General features: G+C 70.6%; 13 protein-coding genes. 8 read left to right on the forward strand and 5 right to left on the reverse strand.

Going from position 1 to position 17492, the window contains the following annotated elements; genetic code table 11:
* Positions 1-7: 7 nt before the first annotated feature.
* A complete protein-coding gene (locus tag GNT64_RS16625) occupies positions 8-2704 on the reverse strand; it encodes a bifunctional [glutamine synthetase] adenylyltransferase/[glutamine synthetase]-adenylyl-L-tyrosine phosphorylase (RefSeq protein ID WP_156680526.1) in 2697 nt (898 codons plus the stop codon).
* Between the two features lie 81 nt (positions 2705-2785).
* Here GNT64_RS16625 and GNT64_RS16630 point away from each other — a divergent pair, with 81 nt between their 5' ends.
* A complete protein-coding gene (locus tag GNT64_RS16630) occupies positions 2786-2959 on the forward strand; it encodes a hypothetical protein (protein WP_156680527.1) in 174 nt (57 codons plus the stop codon).
* A gap of 44 nt (positions 2960-3003) precedes the next feature.
* Here GNT64_RS16630 and GNT64_RS16635 read toward each other — a convergent pair whose 3' ends face one another.
* On the reverse strand, positions 3004-4185 hold the full coding sequence (locus tag GNT64_RS16635) for an MBL fold metallo-hydrolase (RefSeq protein WP_156680528.1): 1182 nt from the start codon (positions 4183-4185) through the stop codon (positions 3004-3006).
* Positions 4186-4339: 154 nt separating this feature from the next.
* Positions 4340-5857 (reverse strand): fumarate hydratase, encoded by a 1518-nt coding sequence (locus GNT64_RS16640; protein ID WP_156681712.1) that lies wholly within the window; start codon positions 5855-5857, stop codon positions 4340-4342.
* A gap of 113 nt (positions 5858-5970) precedes the next feature.
* Between GNT64_RS16640 and GNT64_RS16645 the strand changes: the two genes are divergently transcribed.
* The 3 genes from GNT64_RS16645 (at position 5971) to hmgA (ending at position 10114) form a co-directional block, all read left to right on the forward strand.
* Positions 5971-6429, forward strand: coding sequence for a DUF3429 family protein (locus tag GNT64_RS16645; protein WP_156680529.1), 459 nt, complete (start codon positions 5971-5973; stop codon positions 6427-6429).
* Positions 6430-6724: 295 nt separating this feature from the next.
* Positions 6725-8617 (forward strand): ribonucleoside-diphosphate reductase subunit alpha, encoded by a 1893-nt coding sequence (locus tag GNT64_RS16650; protein WP_156680530.1) that lies wholly within the window; start codon positions 6725-6727, stop codon positions 8615-8617.
* Positions 8618-8809: 192 nt separating this feature from the next.
* Complete coding sequence (gene hmgA / locus GNT64_RS16655) at positions 8810-10114, forward strand: homogentisate 1,2-dioxygenase (RefSeq protein ID WP_156680531.1); 1305 nt, start codon at positions 8810-8812, stop codon at positions 10112-10114.
* Positions 10115-10126: 12 nt separating this feature from the next.
* Here hmgA and GNT64_RS16660 read toward each other — a convergent pair whose 3' ends face one another.
* Together GNT64_RS16660 and GNT64_RS16665 are read right to left on the reverse strand one after the other, a co-directional pair.
* Positions 10127-10474 (reverse strand): EthD domain-containing protein, encoded by a 348-nt coding sequence (locus GNT64_RS16660; protein WP_156680532.1) that lies wholly within the window; start codon positions 10472-10474, stop codon positions 10127-10129.
* Positions 10475-10609: 135 nt separating this feature from the next.
* Positions 10610-14059 (reverse strand): acyl-[ACP]--phospholipid O-acyltransferase, encoded by a 3450-nt coding sequence (locus GNT64_RS16665; RefSeq protein ID WP_197277048.1) that lies wholly within the window; start codon positions 14057-14059, stop codon positions 10610-10612.
* A gap of 176 nt (positions 14060-14235) precedes the next feature.
* On the opposite strand from GNT64_RS16665, the gene GNT64_RS16670 reads away from it, so the two are divergent.
* The 4 genes from GNT64_RS16670 to GNT64_RS16685 all read left to right on the forward strand — a co-directional run bounded on the left by GNT64_RS16670 (position 14236) and on the right by GNT64_RS16685 (position 17455).
* Positions 14236-14832: a TetR/AcrR family transcriptional regulator gene (locus GNT64_RS16670; protein WP_156680533.1), complete on the forward strand. Its 597-nt coding sequence runs from the start codon at positions 14236-14238 to the stop codon at positions 14830-14832.
* Positions 14833-14882: 50 nt separating this feature from the next.
* Positions 14883-15497: a TetR/AcrR family transcriptional regulator gene (locus GNT64_RS16675; protein WP_156680534.1), complete on the forward strand. Its 615-nt coding sequence runs from the start codon at positions 14883-14885 to the stop codon at positions 15495-15497.
* 288 nt (positions 15498-15785) lie between these two features.
* Positions 15786-16178, forward strand: a complete 393-nt coding sequence (locus tag GNT64_RS16680) for a hypothetical protein (protein WP_156680535.1) — start codon at positions 15786-15788, stop codon at positions 16176-16178.
* Complete coding sequence (locus GNT64_RS16685) at positions 16175-17455, forward strand: efflux RND transporter periplasmic adaptor subunit (RefSeq protein WP_156680536.1); 1281 nt, start codon at positions 16175-16177, stop codon at positions 17453-17455. Before GNT64_RS16680 ends, GNT64_RS16685 begins: the two co-directional genes overlap by 4 nt.
* Positions 17456-17492 lie beyond the last annotated feature (37 nt).

Below are 17492 nucleotides of genomic sequence, written 5' to 3' on the forward strand. Positions count from 1 at the left end.
TCCTCCGTCATCGCAGTTCCTCACCGGCCGCCACCCGTGCCCACTCGGCCGAGACGACGGCGCGCGCCGCCTCGTAGTACGAACGCAGCGCGTCCCAATCCGCTGCACCGCAGGCCCGCGCGACCAGCGGCCGCGCCACCGCCGGCGGCTCTGCGGATCCGGGCGCCACCAGCCGCAGCGTCACCAGCATCCGCACCAGCAGCGCATAGGCGCCGGGCAGCGCCGCCGCCGCCAGCCCGGCATCCGCCAGCGCCGCCAGTGCGCGCGGCAGATGCGGGTCCAGCCCGGTGCCGGTCGAGAGCTGCAGCACGTGCGCGGCGAACTCGCAGTCCACCAGCCCGCCTTCCACGAGCTTCACGTCGAACGGCCCGGCCGCCGGCTTGTGCCGCGCCATCTCGCCGCGCATCTTCACCGCATCGGCGCGCAGCACGGCCGGGTCGCGCGGCCCGCGCAGCGTGTCCGCCACGATCGCCGCCACCTCGGCCCGCGCCGCCGCCGATCCGAACACCGGCCGCGCCCGCGTCAGCGCCATATGCTCCCACGTCCAGGCGCTCTCCGCTTGGTAGCGCGCGAAGCTCTCGGTCGATACCGCCAGCAGCCCCTGCCCGCCGGACGGGCGCAGCCGCGTATCCACCTCGTAGAGCGGGCCGGATGCGGTCGCCACGCTCAGCGCGCCCGTCAGCCGCTGGCCCAGGCGGTTGAAATATTGGGTGGCGCCCAGCGGCCGGCGACCGTCCGATTCCGCGCGGTGGTCGCCGGTGAACAGGTAGACGAGATCCAGGTCGGACGCGTGGGTCAGGGCGCCGCCGCCCAGCCGGCCGAGCGCCAGCACCACCAGCTCGGCCCCCGGCACGCGGCCGTGCGCCGTCTCGAACTCGGCGACGGTCGCGGCGCCGAGCGCACCCAGCGCGGCCTCCGCCACCCGCGCATAGCCCTCGGCCACCGCCAGCGGGTCGCTCGCCCGCTCGATCAGCTGCACGCCCAGGGCGAAGCGCCGCTCGCCGACATGCTGGCGGATGCGATCGAGCAGCGCCTGATAGTCGTCGCCCGCCTCGCCGGCGGCAAAGGCCGCCGTCAGCGCCGGCACCGGCTCCGGCGGATCGAAGGCGGTGGCGTCGATCAGCCCGTCCAGCAGCGCCGGTTGCCGCGCCAGCGCCTCGGCCAGCGCCGGCGCGTGGACCAGCACGTCGCCCACCGTGCGCGCCAGCGCGGGCCGCGCCTCCAGCAGGCGGAACAGGTTGATCGCGCTCGGCAGCCGCGCGACGATGTCGTCGAAGCGGTTCAGCGCGCCGTTGGGGTCGGGCGCCGTGCCCAACGCCGCCATCAAACGCGGCAGCACCGCCTCCAGCGCCTCCATCGCCGCCGGCGTGCGCAGCGCCCGCATCCGGCCCGCGCGCCATCCCTCGATCCGCGCCCGCGCCGCGCCCGCATCGGCGAAGCCGGCCGCCGCCAGCGCCTGCTCCAGCAGGTCGGGATCGTGCGAGAGGCCGCCCGGCTGGTCGGCGTCTAGCGCATCGTAGATGCCGCCGATCCGCTCCACATGCGGCCGCAGCAGCGCGATCAGCGCCGCACCGTCCGCCAGCCCGTGCAGCGCCGCGACATTGTCCAGCGCCGCCGGATCGCGCGGCAGGCTGTGGGTCTGCTGGTCCTCCACCATCTGCAGCCGGTGCTCGATCGTGCGATAGAGCTGGTAGGCATCGCCCAGCGCCGCCGCTTCCTCCGCCGGCACGCGCCCCGCCGCCGCCAGCGCCGCCAGCGCGTCCAGGGTGGCGGGCGCGCGCAGCGCCGGTTCGCGCCCGCCGTGGATCAGCTGGTGGATCTGGGCGAAGAACTCCACCTCGCGGATGCCGCCGCGACCCTTCTTCAGGTCGTATCCGGGGCCGAGCCGCTGCACCTGCGCATGATGGTCGCGAATCCGGCGGGAGATCGCCCGCACCTCCCGCACCGCGCCGAAATCGAGCGCCCGCCGCCACACGAACGGCCGCACCGCATCCAGGAACCGCCGGCCCAGCGCCACGTCGCCGGCCGCCGCCCGCGCGCGGATGAACGCCGCCCGCTCCCACGGCAGCGCCGAGGATTCATAATAGGCCACCGCCGCGTCGAACGGCAGCGCCAGCGGCGTCGCTTCCGGCGAGGGCCGCAGCCGCAGGTCGACGCGCAGCACGTAGCCGTCGCCGTCGCGGCTCTGCAGCAGTTCCACCACCCGCCGGGCGATGCGCACCGCCGCCTCCACCGGCTCCTCGCGCGCGCGGCGCGGCAGCGTGTCCGGATCGAAGATCAGGATCGGATCGATATCGGAGGAGTAGTTCAGCTCGCGGCTGCCATGCTTACCCAGCGCCAGCGCGGCGAAACCGCGTGGCTCCGCATCCGGCGCCCGCTCGGCGATGGCGGTGCGGATCGCCAGATCGAGCGCGCGGTCGGCGAAGTCGGAGAGGGCGGCCACCACCGCCTCGAACGGCATCAGCCCGGCCAGGTCGCCCAGCGCGACCGTCAGCGCCAGCGCCTGCCGCTCCCGCCGCAGCGCCCGCGCGACGGGCGCGTCCGCCTCGCGCCCTTCGGCCAGCGCGCCGGCCAGATCGCCCGCCGCGATCCGGTCCAGGATGTCCGGCCGCTGCTCCATCGCGCGCCGCAGGAACGGCGCGTGCGCTCTCGCGCGATCGATCGCGGCGGCCATGGTAAGGCGGGCGTCCATCGTCGCCGCCATAGAGACGCTACCGGACGACACAAGCCGGCAACGAAAACGGAGGAAGGGCAACCAAGCCACGTCTCGGGCGTTCGGACCCCCATGCAGTGGCAGGCCCCCTCTCTACCCCGCGACGGGTCTCCGGCGATTACGGCCCGGCCCGTGCTGGCGCCGCCCGATCATCAGGGCGTCGGCAATGCCTTGCGCAGCGCCTACCTGCCCCGCGTGTCGGACATGCCGCGCGATCTGGCGGACCTGCTCGACAAGCTCGATTGAGCGGCGCGGGTTCCGCGCCGTTTCCACTCCGCCATAATCCGCACTCAAGGCAACGGTGGCACGTCCCAGGCGACGCCCGGCTCGAGTGCGCGGAACCGGCCGGCCGGGATACTCCGCCGGCGCAACGTGTCCGCCAGCAGTAGCGGCGCTTCGTTCAAGCCCTCGTCGGCCAGCTGGAAGGTGCCCCAGTGGATCGCCAGCGCGTTCCGCGCCCTCAGCCGCCGGAACACCTCCACCGCTTCTGCCGGCCCGATATGGTTGCGCCGCATCAGCTCGGCCGGCTTGTAGGCGCCGATCGGCAGGATCGCGAGGCGGATCGGCCCGCCCGCCGCCATCCGGTCGATCCACCTGCCGTCGCCGAAGCCGGTATCGCCGGCGAACACGATGTCCCCGCCGGGCAGGCCGACGCGAAAGCCGGACCAGAGCGCCCGGTTGCGATCGGCGAACCAGCGCGATCCCCAATGGTGGACGGGCAGGACGATGACGTCGATCGGCATGTTGGCGAAACCACCGCAATAGTTCACGCGGTGGCTGACGCGCACACGCTGACCCCAATCGCGCGCCACGGACGAGATACCCGCCTCGCGCAGGATGGCGTCATTGCCGAGGCTGGTTACGATCAGCGGTCGATCCCGTAGCCACAGCCGGCGAAGCGTCGGCAGGTCTAGATGGTCGTAATGATTGTGGCTGATGAGAACGAGATCGATCTTGGGCAGGTCGTCCAATCGAATTCCGGGCGCACGCACGCGCTTTGGCCCGCGCCCGAACGGCCCGGTGCGATCGGACCAGACCGGGTCCGTCAGGATGCTAAAGTCGCCGCTTTGTACGAGCGTCGTAGCATGGCCGATCCACGTCACGCGGAGCGTCAGGTCTTTCAATTGTAGGGGTGACAAAGCGGTATAAACGGGAGGGGGCAGGCAGACCCATCCTGGAGGCAGGTCATCTGCAAATTGCTCCGGCTTCATCTGCCGCACCGCCACGCTCGCTGGCCACGGCGTGCGCCCCGCGCCGGTCATGAAGCGCAGCATCCGCCCTATGGGCAAGCCGCCGCCGTTCCACCCCGCCTCGCCGTCCGGGTTGAAGAAGCGGGTGCCGTCGAAATGGTCGGACACCGGCCCGCGATAATAGATGCGGTCGAGGAACGGGGGCGCCACCACCGGCACCAGCAGCACGCCGATCAGCAGCCAGTAGAGGATCGCGCCAAGGCGACGGAGAGCGGGTTTCACGCGGGCATCAACGCGGCGCGATCACAGACGCACCCGCAATCCCCCCCGGTACGGGGAGGGGGGCCGTCCGCAGGATCGTGGAGGGGGAGAGCGGCGTTGCGCCACTCCAGCAACGTGCGTCCAGCATCGCGCCTCCTCCCCCTTCGGGCAGGGATCAGGCTTTCTCCAGCAGCCGCTCGCGCGCGATCTTCTCGCGCCATACCAGCGGCGCCGTGTGGTGCACGCTCTCGCCCGTCGCATCCACCGCCACCGTCACCGGCATGTCCTGCACGGTGAACTCGTAGATCGCCTCCATGCCGAGATCGGCGAAGCCGACGACCTTCGCTTCCTTGATCGCCCGCGCCACCAGATAGGCGGCCCCGCCCACCGCCATCAGATAGGCCGACTTGGCCTCCTTGATCGCGGCGATCGCGGCCGGGCCGCGCTCCGCCTTGCCGACCATCGCCAGCAGGCCCTGGTCGAGCATCATCCCGGTGAACTTGTCCATCCGCGTCGCGGTCGTCGGGCCCGCCGGGCCGACCACCTCGTCGCGGATCGGATCGACCGGGCCGACATAGTAGATCACTCGGCCCGCGAACTCGACCGGCAGCGGCTCGCCCTTCGCGAGCATGTCCTGGATGCGCTTGTGCGCGGCGTCGCGGCCGGTGAGCATCCGCCCGTTCAGCAGCAGCCGGTCGCCGGGCTTCCACGTCGCCACCACCTCCGGCGTCAGCGTGTCCAGATCGACGCGGATCGACTCCTTCGATGGCGTCCATTCCACCTTCGGCCAGTCGTTCAGGTCCGGCACCGGCAGATAGGCCGGCCCCGATCCGTCCAGGTGGAAATGGGAGTGGCGGGTGGCCGCGCAGTTGGGGATCATCGCGACGGGCTTCGATGCGGCGTGCGTCGGCCAGTCGAGGATCTTCACGTCCAGGATCGTGGCGAGCCCGCCCAGCCCCTGCGCGCCGATGCCCAGCGCATTGACCTTGTCGAAGATCTCGATGCGCAGCTCCTCGATCTTCGTCTGCGCGCCGCGCCGCTTCAGCTGGGCCATGTCGATGTCGCCCATCAGCGATTCCTTGGCCAGGCTCATCGCCTTTTCCGCCGTGCCGCCGATGCCGATGCCCAGCATGCCGGGCGGGCACCAGCCGGCGCCCATCTGCGGCACCATCTCCAGCACCCAGTCGACGATGCTGTCGCTGGGGTTCAGCATCTTGAACTTGCTCTTGTTCTCGCTGCCGCCGCCCTTGGCCGCCACCTGCACGTCGACATGGTGGCCGGGCACCATCTCCACGTTCAGCACGGAGGGCGTATTGTCCTTGGTGTTCACGCGGGCGAAGGCGGGATCGCGCAGGATGGAGGCGCGCAGGCGGTTCTCGGGATGCAGATAGGCGCGGCGCACCCCCTCGTCGATCACCTCCTGCAGCGAGAGGTCGCTGTCCAGCACGCACTGCTGGCCCCATTTGACGAAGACGGTGACGATGCCCGTATCCTGGCAGATCGGCCGATGGCCCTCCGCGCACATGCGGCTGTTCGTCAGGATCTGGGCGATGGCGTCCTTGGCGGCCGGGCCCTGCTCCGCCTCATAGGCGTCGCCCAGCGCGCGGATATAGTCCATCGGATGATAATAGCTGATATATTGGAGCGCATCGGCGACGCTCTCGATAAGATCCGCTTCCCTGATCACCGTCATCGCCATGTACCGAGCCCTTCGCCCATCCGCCTGTGCCTTCGCGCCTTACGCCGATGCGGGGCGCTTTCCAACGGGGCGCGCAACCGCGGCCGCGCTCGCCGGTTGTCCGCCGCATGACAGACCGATCCTCCTCCCGCGCCATCCCGGAATCGAGCATCGTCCTGGGCTTCGGCCCGATGCTGGTGCTGCCGGTGCTGGCGGTGCTGGCGTGGAGCACGGGCGGGTGGTGGGGCGCCTTCTTCGTCGGCATTGGCCAGCTGTGGGCGGGCGTGCTGCTGATCTTCATCGCCGGCGTGCGTCGCGGCCTCAGCTTCGGCATGGCGGATGGGCCGCGCCCGCTGCAACTCGCCACGATGATGTGGCTGTTCGTGCTGGGCCTCGCCGGCGTGGCGCTGCCGTGGCTCGCCGGCTTCTGCGCGCTGCTGATCGGTTATGGCAGCGTCGCGATCCTCGATCCCCGGGCGGCGAAACGCGGTGAGGTGCCGGCCCACTTTGCCCGCCTGCGCCCGCCGCAGATGGCGGTGGCGATCCTCGGCCTCACCGGGCTGCTGCTGCGCGCGCTGACGCTCTGACGGTGGCCCCGTGCAGGAATGACCACGCGCGGAACTGCGTTTTCCGCCGCGCGCAACAGGCGATTCGTCGGAGCAGGTGAAATATACCTCTAGACGACATGAATCCGGTTGAGGCACTAACGGTGGTGTCGGCGCGGGGCGGCCGGCACAAGATTGAGTTTGCACCTGCCGATCCCATATGGGTTTGGCGGCGTCGGTCGACCTGTTGAGGCGGCGGCGTGCGTTCCCGATCGGCCGCTCCTGGTGCTAGGCTGGGGCCATCGCCCGAGTCGAACAGAGCAGGAACGAGGGCTTCATGGATTTCTCCGGCGACAGGGAAGCGGGCAGCGACGTGGCGACAACTCTCGACTCCCCCACCGATACCGCGACCGGGCGGCACGCCCAGGGCGCGCGGCCACAGCCCTACCCGGTCGAGGTCGATCACGGCCGCGACGCGCTCCTCACCGATTTCGGGAAGGAGACGCTGAAGGACCGCTATCTGCTGCCCGGCGAGAGCTACCAGGATCTGTTCGTCCGCGTCGCCTCCGCCTATGCCGACGATGCGGCCCATGCCCAGCGGCTGTACGATTACATCTCCCGCCTCTGGTTCATGCCGTCCACCCCCGTGCTGTCGAACGGCGGCACCGGGCGCGGCCTGCCGATCAGCTGCTATCTCAATTCCGTGCCCGACAGCCTGGAAGGCATCGTCGATACCTGGAACGAGAATGTGTGGCTCGCCTCGCGCGGCGGCGGCATCGGCACCTACTGGGGCGCCGTGCGCGGCATCGGCGAGCCGGTCGGCCTCAACGGCAAGACCAGCGGCATCATCCCGTTCGTCCGCGTGATGGACAGCCTCACCCTCGCCATCAGCCAGGGCTCGCTGCGGCGCGGCTCGGCCGCCTGCTATCTCGACGTGTCACACCCGGAGATCGAGGAGTTTCTCGAGATCCGCAAGCCCAGCGGCGACTTCAACCGCAAGGCGCTGAACCTGCACCACGGCGTGCTGCTGACCGACGCCTTCATGGAATGCGTGCGCGCCGGCGGCGAGTGGCAGCTGCTCAGCCCGAAGGACGGCAGCCCGCGCAACACGGTGGACGCCCGCTCGCTGTTCCAGAAGCTCGTCGAGACGCGCCTCGCCACCGGCGAGCCCTATATCGTGTTCGCCGATACGGTGAACCGCGCCATGCCCCGCTTCCAGCGCGACGTTGGGCTGAAGGTCTCCACCTCCAATCTCTGCTCCGAGATCACCTTGCCCACCGGCAGGGATCAGCACGGGCGGGATCGCACCGCCGTCTGCTGCCTCTCCTCGCTGAACCTGGAAACGTGGGACGAGTGGCACGGCGACAAGCGCTTCATCGAGGATGTGATGCGCTTCCTCGACAACGTGCTGCAGGACTATATCGACCGGGCCGAGCCCGGCATGGAGCGCGCCAAGTACAGCGCCGGCCGCGAGCGGTCAGTCGGCCTCGGCGTTATGGGCTTTCACAGCTTCCTGCAGGCGCGCAACATCCCGTTCGAGGGCGCGATGGCCAAATCGTGGAACCTGCGCATCTTCCGTCACATCTCGGCCCAGGCGAACGAGGCGTCGATGATGCTGGCGCACGAGCGCGGCGCCTGCCCCGATGCCGCCGATCAGGGCGTGATGGAGCGGTTCAGCTGCAAGATGGCGATCGCGCCCACCGCCTCGATCAGCATCATCTGCGGCGGCACCTCCGCCTGTATCGAGCCGATCCCCGCCAACATCTACACCCACAAGACGCTGTCGGGCAGCTTCTCGATCCGCAATCCGTATCTGGAAAAGCTGCTCGCCACGAAGTCCAAGAACTCGGATGGGGTGTGGAACTCGATCCTGGAACAGGGCGGCTCCGTCCAGCACCTCGATTTCCTGTCGCAGGACGAGAAGGACACGTACAAGACCAGCTTCGAGATCGACCAGCGCTGGCTGATCGAGCTGGCCGCTGACCGCACGCCCTATATCGATCAGGCGCAGTCGCTGAACCTGTTCATCCCGGCGGACGTGGAGAAGTGGGATCTGCTGATGCTCCACTTCCGCGCGTGGGAGCTGGGGATCAAGTCGCTCTACTATCTGCGCTCCAAGTCGATCCAGCGCGCCGGTTTCGCCGGCGGCGTAGAAGCGGACAACACCCCCGACCTGCGCCGCATCGAGGTGGAGGCGACCGACTATGACGAGTGCCTCGCCTGCCAGTAGCCCAACGGGCAAGCGGCACGCTCAGCACTCTCCCAAGCCGGCAGCCTGCTGGGCTGTCACCCCGCCCGAACGTATGAGCCGTCATCCGGAACTGGATTCAGGATGACGGGATGGCGAGGTTGCGTTCGGCCCCGCCCGGCGCGACAATCGCGGCCGGCGACGCAGGATCGCCACGCGACAGGAGAATGGATCATGGCCGTCGCGCGGCCGGACGGCTACCAGCCCGGCTTCGGCAACCACTTCGCCACAGAGGCGGTGGCCGGCGCGCTGCCGGTCGGCCGCAACAGCCCGCAGCGCGTGCCGTTCGGCCTCTATGCCGAGCAATGGTCCGGCACCGCCTTCACCGCGCCCCGCGCGGAGAACCGCCGCTCCTGGCTCTACCGCCTGCGTCCGGCCGCGAACCATCCCGCCTTCCGGCCGTATGGGCGCGACAGCCTGATCCGCTCCGCCCCGTTCGGTGAGGTGCCGCTCTCGCCCAACCGGCTGCGCTGGGATCCGCTGCCGCTGCCCGCATCGCCCACCGACTTCGTCGACGGCCTCGTCACCTATGCCGGCAACGGCGACGCGGCGGCGGGCGCCGGCGTCGCCGTCCACCTCTACGCGGCCACCGCGTCGATGGTCGATCGTGCCTTCTTCGATGCCGATGGCGAACTGCTGCTGGTGCCCGAGCGGGGCGCCCTGCGCATCGTGACCGAGCTGGGCGTGATCGAGGTCGCGCCGTTCCAGGTCGCCCTGCTGCCGCGCGGCCTGCGCTTCCGCGTGGAGCTGATCGACGGGCCGGCCCGCGGCTATGTCTGCGAGAATTACGGCGCGCCGTTCCGCCTGCCCGATCTCGGCCCGATCGGCTCGAACGGCCTTGCCAATCCGCGCGACTTCGAGGCGCCGGTCGCCTGGTTCGAGGATCGCGACGGCCCTCACGAGATCGTGCAGAAATTCCAGGGCGGGCTGTGGACGACCACCCTCGGCCACTCGCCGTTCGATGTGGTCGCCTGGCACGGCAATCTCGCGCCCTGCCGCTACGATCTCGGGCGCTTCAACACGATCAACACGGTGAGCTTCGATCATCCCGATCCGTCGATCTTCACCGTGCTGACCGCACCCGGCGACACGCCCGGCACCGCCAATTGCGACTTCGTGATCTTCCCGCCGCGCTGGATGGTGGCGGAAGGCACGTTTCGCCCGCCATGGTTCCACCGCAACGTGATGAGCGAGTTCATGGGCCTGATCCACGGCACCTACGATGCCAAGGAGGGCGGCTTCGCCCCCGGCGGCGCCTCGCTCCACAACCAGATGAGCGGGCACGGGCCGGATCGCGCGAGCTACGAGAAGGCGATCGCCGCCGATCTCGCGCCGCACCGCATCGCCGACACGATGGCCTTCATGTTCGAGAGCCGCGCCGTGCTGCGCCCCACCGCCCATGCGACAGAGACGCCGCTCGCCCAGCTCGACTATGACGAGGTCTGGGCGGACTTCGCCAAGGCATCGCTGCCGGGCTGATCGCGCGCCGCGTCAGCGCATCGGCGAGACGTGGTCCTCCACCCGCCACATGCGCGTGTAGCTTGAATCGAGAAAGTGGCGCTCGTCCTCGCGGATCTGGCGGATGATCTCGGGGTCGGCGAGGTCGCCCAGCCAGCGATCGTAGACGGCCTCGCTCTCGAAGGTCAGCTCGGTCACGACGTCGAAGTCGCTCGTCACCCCCTCGGGGTAGAGGCCGTCGGTCAGGTAGATCCGCCGATAGCCGTAGTAGCGGCCGAGCAGCCGCTCCGCGAGAGGGACATGATGGTCCTCATAATAGCGGATGAACGCCTCGCGGCTCAGATGCGGCAGCCTCCTGATGAACACCAGCACCTTGATCATCGCACCCTCCCGAACGCCCGTTCCGCTTCATCAGGCGCGGCGCGGCGGCCGCCAAGCCGCCGTTAATGCCAGTAGAGCGCGCGGCTCAGGCCGGTGCCCAGAAGGCGGAGAACAGCAGCACGCCGCCGCGCGGCATCACGCCGCCGCCGCCGCCTCGTCGGCCGGCCCCGCCGGCGCGCGGCCGGCGTCGACGGCCCACTCGCCCAGCGTGACATAGTCGGTCTTGCCGGTGCCGAGCACGGGGATCGCCGCCACCACCCGCACGTCGCGCGGCAGCGCCAGCTCGGCCACGCCGTTCGCCCGGCCCCAGGCGCCGAGCGGCCCGGCAGCGGCGTCGGGCCGGGTGGTGAACAGCACCAGCTGCTCGCCCTTGCGCGGATCAGGCCGCGTCACCACTGCGTGGGCGGCATCCGGCCACAGGCTCGCGGCATAGCCCTCCACCGCCGGCAGCGAGACCATCTCGCCGCCGATCTTGGCGAACCGCTTGGCGCGCCCGCGAATGGTGACGAAGCCTTCGCCGTCCAGCTGCACGATGTCGCCGCTGTCGTGCCAGCCTTCGGCCGGTGGCTGCAGCCGGCCCGGCGCATCCACCTTGTAATAGCCGGCCATCACGTTCGGCCCGCGGATCGCCAGCCGGCCGACCGTGCCGCCCTCGTCGTCGATGCCGGGCACCGGCTCCAGCCGTGCCTCAATCGCCGGCATCAGCCGGCCGACCGATCCCGCGCGATAGTGCATCGGCGTGTTGACGGCGATCACCGGCCCCGCCTCGGTCGCGCCATAGCCCTCGAAGATGCGCAGGCCGAAGCGCTCGGCATAGGTCGTCCGGGTCGTGTCGCGCACCTTCTCGGCGCCGGCGAAGATGTAGCGCACGCTGTAGAAATCGTACGGATGCGCCATGCGCGCATAGCCGGCCAGGAAGGTATCGGTGCCGAACAGGATCGTCGCGTTCGCATCATAGGCCATCGCCGGCACGATCCGGTAGTGCAGCGGGCTCGGGTACAGCAACGTCCTGATGCCGTTCAGCACGGGCAGCAAGGTGCCGCCGGTCAGGCCGAAGCTGTGGAACACCGGCAGCGCGTTCAGCACGATGTCGGTCGGGTTGAAGTCGATCCGCGCGGCCAGTTGCAGGCAGTTGGCCAGCAGGTTGCGGTGGCTCAGCGCCACGCCCTTCGGCAACCCCTCCGATCCGGAGGTGAACAGGATCACCGCCGGCGCATCGGGCGAGAGACGCAGCCGCCCGTGCGCCGCTCGCGCGAAACGGGCCGCCACCAGCGCGCGCAGCCTGGCGAACAGGCCGATCTCCGCCGCCAGATCCTCCAGATACACGATCCGCCGCGCGCGCCCCAGCGCCGCCACCAGATCGCCGAGCTTCGCCTGCTCCACAAAGGCGCGCGCCGTCACGATCGTGTTGATCTCGGCGGCGGTGCAGGCCGCCTCGATGTTGGCGGCGCCGGCCGTGTAGTTCAGCATCGCCGGCACGCGGCCGCCGGCCTGCAACGCGAAGAAGGTCGCCACCACGCCGTTCACGTTGGGCATCAGCACGCCCACCGCCTCCCCCGCCGCCGTCCGCCGGGCGAGCGCCCGGCCGAGCGCGAGCGAACCCGTCACCAGCCGCCCGTAGGAGAGCGGCACGCGCTTCACGTCTTCTACCACCTTCGCGTCGCGGCCGTGCAGGTCGGCGGCGTCCAGCAGCGCCGTGAACAGCGTGCGGCCGGTGTCGGAGGTGGCGAAGATCATCGCGCTCATCTCGTCGTACAGCCGCCGTCCGGCGATCGCCCGCCGCTCCCGCGCGGACATTGCGCCCTTGATGGCGAAGCGGCGCGGCGGCAGCACCGTCAGCCTTATCTTGGGGAACCACCGCGTCCGCACCTTGCCGCCCAGCCGCGAGAAGGGGGTGAACTGCGCGCCGTCGATCCGCACCGGGATGATCGGCGCGTCGGCCTTGTCGGCCACCATGCCGGGTCCGTCGAACACCTTCATCAAGGCGCCGGTCACGGTGATCCGCCCCTCCGGGAAGATCACCAGCGTGCGGCCCTCGCGCACCGCGCGCACCATGGCCTTGGCGGACATCGGGTTGGTCGGATCGACCGGGAACACGTCGAACAGCTTCAGGAACGGCCGCAGCCACCATGCCTCGGCGATGCGGGTGTGCACCGCGAACGTGGGCTTGCCGGGCAGGAAGGCGCCCAGCAGCACGCCATCCAGGAAGGAGACGTGGTTGACCACCACCACCGCGCGGCTGCCGGCTGCCGGCATGTTCTCGGCGCCGGTCAGCTCCACGCGGTAGAGCAGTTGCAAGGTCATGCGGATCAGCGCCTTGAACACCGTTTCCGGCAGCAGCACGCAGGCGACCAGCGCCACCGCCAGTCCCAGCACGCCCAGCACGACGAACAGGGTGGCCGAACCCGCGCCACCGCCCAGGATCACCGCGACGACCAGCGAGACGCCCACCATGCCGATGGCGTTGACGATGTTGTTCGCCGCGATGTCGCGCGATCGGTTGGCCGGATCGCCGAGCGTCTGGAGCAGGGCGTAGAGCGGCACGATGAACACGCCGCCCGCAATGGCGATCACCAGCAGATCGACCACGAGGTGCCAGCTGCCGGCGCTGCGCAGGAAGCCGCCGATGTCAACGGTGGCGGCCGCCGGCGCCAGCCCCGCCACGGTGAAGCCCAGATCGATCGTGGCGCCCGCCATCACCAGCGCCGCCGCCGGCACGTAGCGCGCCGAGATCTCGCCCGCCAGCAGCCGGCCGACGAGCAGCGAGCCGATCGCGACGCCGACCGAGAACAGGCCGAGGAACAGCGCGCCCACATCCTGCCCGGCGTTCAGATGGCCGACCAGCGGCACGAACTGCTGGGTGAGCACGGCGCCGAGCGAGAAGAACCAGGTGATGCCCAGGATGACGAGGAACAGCGATCGGCGGGCGGCCGCGCCGCGCACGATCGCCAGGGTGGATCGCACCGGGTTGGGGTCGATCGCGGCACGATCCGCGGCGGGCGGCGCGGCGGGGATGAACAGGCTCGCCGCCAGTCCGATCGCGGCCACGCCCAGCATCGCCCAGATCGCCTGTGACGGCGCCAGCAGCCCGCCGGCGAGCTGGCCGGAGAGGATCGCCAGGAAGGTGCCCGCCTCGATCAGGCCGGTGCCGCCCATCAGCTCGGCCGGCGCCAGATGCTGCGGCAGCAGCGCGTATTTCACCGGGCCGAACACCGTGGAGTGGGTGCCCATGGCGAACAGTGTGACGAACAGCAGCGGCAGCGATCCGCTGGCGATGGCGGCGGCGCCCACCGCCATGATCGCCACCTCGGCGACCTTCACCAGCCGCGCGATCCGCGCCTTGTCGGTCGCGTCGGCCAGCTGGCCGGAGACGGACGAGAACAGGAAGTAGGGCAGGATGAAGACGCCGCCGGCGATCACCGCCACCATCGCCGCGCGGTCCGCATCGCCGGCGAACAGGCGGAACGACACGAGGAACAGCATCGCCGAGCGATAGAGATTGTCGTTGAACGCGCCCAAGAACTGGGTGGCGAACAGCGGCAGGAAGCGGCGGCGGGCGAGCAGGCTGAGGTTCGGCGCGGTCATGCCCCTTCCCCTGCCACATAAAGATTAATCCACGGTCCCGCGACCGGGCCGTCCGTAGCGGCAGAAACAGGCATGGCACGACTCCCCGGAGCTTGCGAGGCGTGGCGTAGCGCGATACTGAGCATCGTTCAATTGTTTTCTGAACATCGCTCAATTAATGCGAGGGGGAATGTCTCGTGGGCCGCCGATCCGATCACAGCCGCGCCGATCTGGAGGCGCTGATCGTCGCCGAGGCGCATCGCCACATGGCGGAGGTGGGCTTCGCCCGCTTCTCCGCGCGGGAGGTGGCGAAGCGGATCGGCTACTCGGTCGGCACGCTCTACAACGTGTTCGGCAGCCTCAACCGCCTGCTGCTGGCGGTGAACGCCCGCACCCTGACGCTCTGGACCGAGGCGATCGAGGCAGCGCTGGCGGCCGCGCCGGACGATCGCCTCGCCACGCTCGTCGCCAGCTACTTCGCCTTTGCCGAGGCGCACCCGCAGAGCTGGTCGGCGATCTACGCGCACCGCTCGCCGCCGGGCGAGACCCTGCCGGAGTGGTACGCCCGCGCCCTCGCCCGCCTGCTCGGGCTCGTCGATGGCGAGGTGGCGGCGGCGCTGCCCCCGCATCGGCGCGGCGAGGCGGCGCGACTCGCCCGCTCGCTGCTCGCGACCGTGCACGGCCACTGCACCTTCGCGATCGACGGCACCTTCGCGCTGCTCGGCGAGCGCGATCCGATGGACGCCGTGCTCGCGCGGATCAGGGAGGCGATCGCCGGGCCGGCCGCCTCATAGGGCCGGCCGGGGCTGGACGCCGCGCCCCGCGCCACTATATACCGCTTGGTATGGATAGCGTCGACACCCTGCCCGCCCCGAAAGGCCGCCCGCGCGAGTTCTGCGTCGATGCCGCCCTGGCGGCGGCCTTGCGCGTGTTCTGGCGCAACGGCTACGAAGCCGCCTCCATGGCGGAACTCACCGCCGAGATGGGGATCACCAAGCCGAGCCTCTACGCCGCCTTCGGCAACAAGGAGGCGCTGTTCCACAAGGCGCTCGATCTCTACGAGCGCGAGAAGCTCGCCTACATGATGTCCGCGCTGGATGCGCCCACCGCGCGCGGCGTGGCCGAGCGGCTGCTGCGCGGCGCGCTCGGCATGCAGACCAGCACCTGCGATCCGAAGGGCTGCCTCAGCGTCATCAGCGTGGGCGCGTGCGGGCCGGAGGCGGAGGGGATCAAGGCCGAGGTGATCAAGCGGCGCGCGTCCTCGCTAGCCGCGCTCGTCCGCCGCTTCGAGGAGGCGGAGGCCGCCGGCGAGCTGCCGGCGGGGATCGATGCCGCCGCGCTCGCCCAGTATCTGCTCACGATAACGCAGGGCCTGGCCGTGCAGGGCGGCGCCGGCGCATCGTGCGACGATCTCAAGCGGCTTGTCGACACCAGCCTGGCGGTCTGGCCGACAAAATAATTACCAAGCGGTACAGAAGCTGGTTGACGCGATGAACGCCAGCTTTATATACCGCCTGGTATCGAAGCTCCCCGCTCAGGTTCGGCGGAGCAGCGGGGAAATGCCCATGACCGGGACGATCACCTGAGCCCACGCGGAAGGCCCGCACCTTCCGCCCTCTCGCCTTCGTGGAAAAGCTGCGGCGCCCCGGCATCGCAGGCGTCTCCGCACATCTCTTCGCGATCCGTTGCACGCCGCAGGCCATTCGCCGGCGGGGCGGATGCGCGCCCGCGCCAAAGGGGATCATCCATGGCCTATCTCGATTCAGACACGCTGTTCGCCGCCGCCGCCACCCGCGCCATCGCCGCGCCGCAGGCGGTGCCCGCCGCCTTCTCCGCCCTGGAATGGAGCGTCATCGCGCTGGCCCGCAACGAATCGCTCGGCAGCCTCAGCCAGCCCGGCCGCATGTCGCGCGCCGTCCGCAGCCTGTTCGGTCTCGGTGAGGCCTCGCCGCTCGCCGATCCCCGGCTGGAGGCGCTACGGCGGATGGCGGTGTGGGCGTGGCATCGCGGCTTCGCCGTGCCGCTGTCCGAGATCGACCGCTTCCTCGCCGCCGGCTTCACCGAGGCGGATATCGAGACGCTCGTCGTCAGCGTCACCGGCATCCGCGTCGGCCGGCGCGAGCGGAGCCTCGCCGCATGAACATGGTCACGACCATCGAGCGACCGGACGAGCAGCGTTCGGCGCCACAGGCGCAGCGCCATCGACGTCCGCTCTGGCAGCGGGGCGGCGTCATCCTGGTGCCCGCTCTACTGCTCGCCGCTGGCGGCATGAAGCTGCTCGATCGGCCCGAGGCGGCCCACGCCGCGCCGCCGCCACCGGCAGTGACGGTCGCGACGCCGCTGGTGCGCGAGGTGAGCGAGTGGGACGATTATGTCGGCCGCTTCGCCCCCAGCCGCACGGTCGAGATCCGCCCGCGCGTGGCGGGCGAAGTCACCGGCGTCCACTTCCGCGATGGCGAGATCGTGCGGCCGGGGCAGCTGCTCTTCACCATCGATGCCCGCCCCTTCGCCGCCGCTTTGGCGGAAGCGCGGGCCAACGCCGCCAGCGCCGCCAGCACCCTCGCCCTCGCCCGCACCGATCTGGCCCGGGCGGAACGGCTGATCGCCGACGAGGCGGTTTCCGCCGGAGAGGTGGATGCGCTGCGCGGCCGACTGAAGGCCGCACAGGCCGCCGTCGCGGCGGCGGACGCGCGGGTGCGGGCGCGGGCGCTCGATCTCTCCTTCACCCGGGTGCGCGCGCCGATCGGCGGCCGCATCTCCGATCGCCGGGTCGATGCCGGCAACCAGGTGGCGGGCGGCGAGGGCACCGGCGGCACGGTGCTGACGACGATCAACGCGCTCGATCCGATCTACTTCACCTTCGACGGGTCGGAGGCGCTCTACCTGAAGGCGCAGCGCGCGCGACAGCCGGGCGCCGCCCCCGCCGCCGTCGAGATCCGCCTGCAGGACGAAACCGCGCACCGCTGGAAGGGCCGGCTCGACTTCACCGACAACGGGCTCGATCAGCGATCCGGCACCATCCGCGGCCGGGCGGTGCTGGCCAACCCGGACTATTTCCTCACCCCCGGCCTGTTCGGCAACATGCGGCTGGCGAGCGCGGGCAAGGCGAAGGCCATGCTGGTGCCTGACGAGGCGGTGATGACCGATCAGGCACGCAAGGTGCTGCTCACGGTGGATGCCGCGAACGTCGTCACGGCGCGGCCGGTGGAGCTCGGCCCGGTGGTGGACGGACTCCGCATCGTCCGCTCGGGCATCGGCCCGGCCGATCGCGTCGTGGTTGAAGGCGTGCAGATGGCGACGGCCGGCGCGAAGGTTTCGCCGCACCCCGGCCGCATCGCCGCCCGCGCCGCCACGGCGCCGGCGGTCGCCATGGCCGCCCCGCCGATCGCCGGCGAAGCGACGCTCGCCGCCAACTGACCGGCCCCGGCCGGTTCCTGCACCCCGCCCAGCCCCG

This window comes from Sphingomonas profundi (assembly GCF_009739515.1).
Classification (GTDB): Bacteria; Pseudomonadota; Alphaproteobacteria; order Sphingomonadales; family Sphingomonadaceae; genus Alterirhizorhabdus; species Alterirhizorhabdus profundi.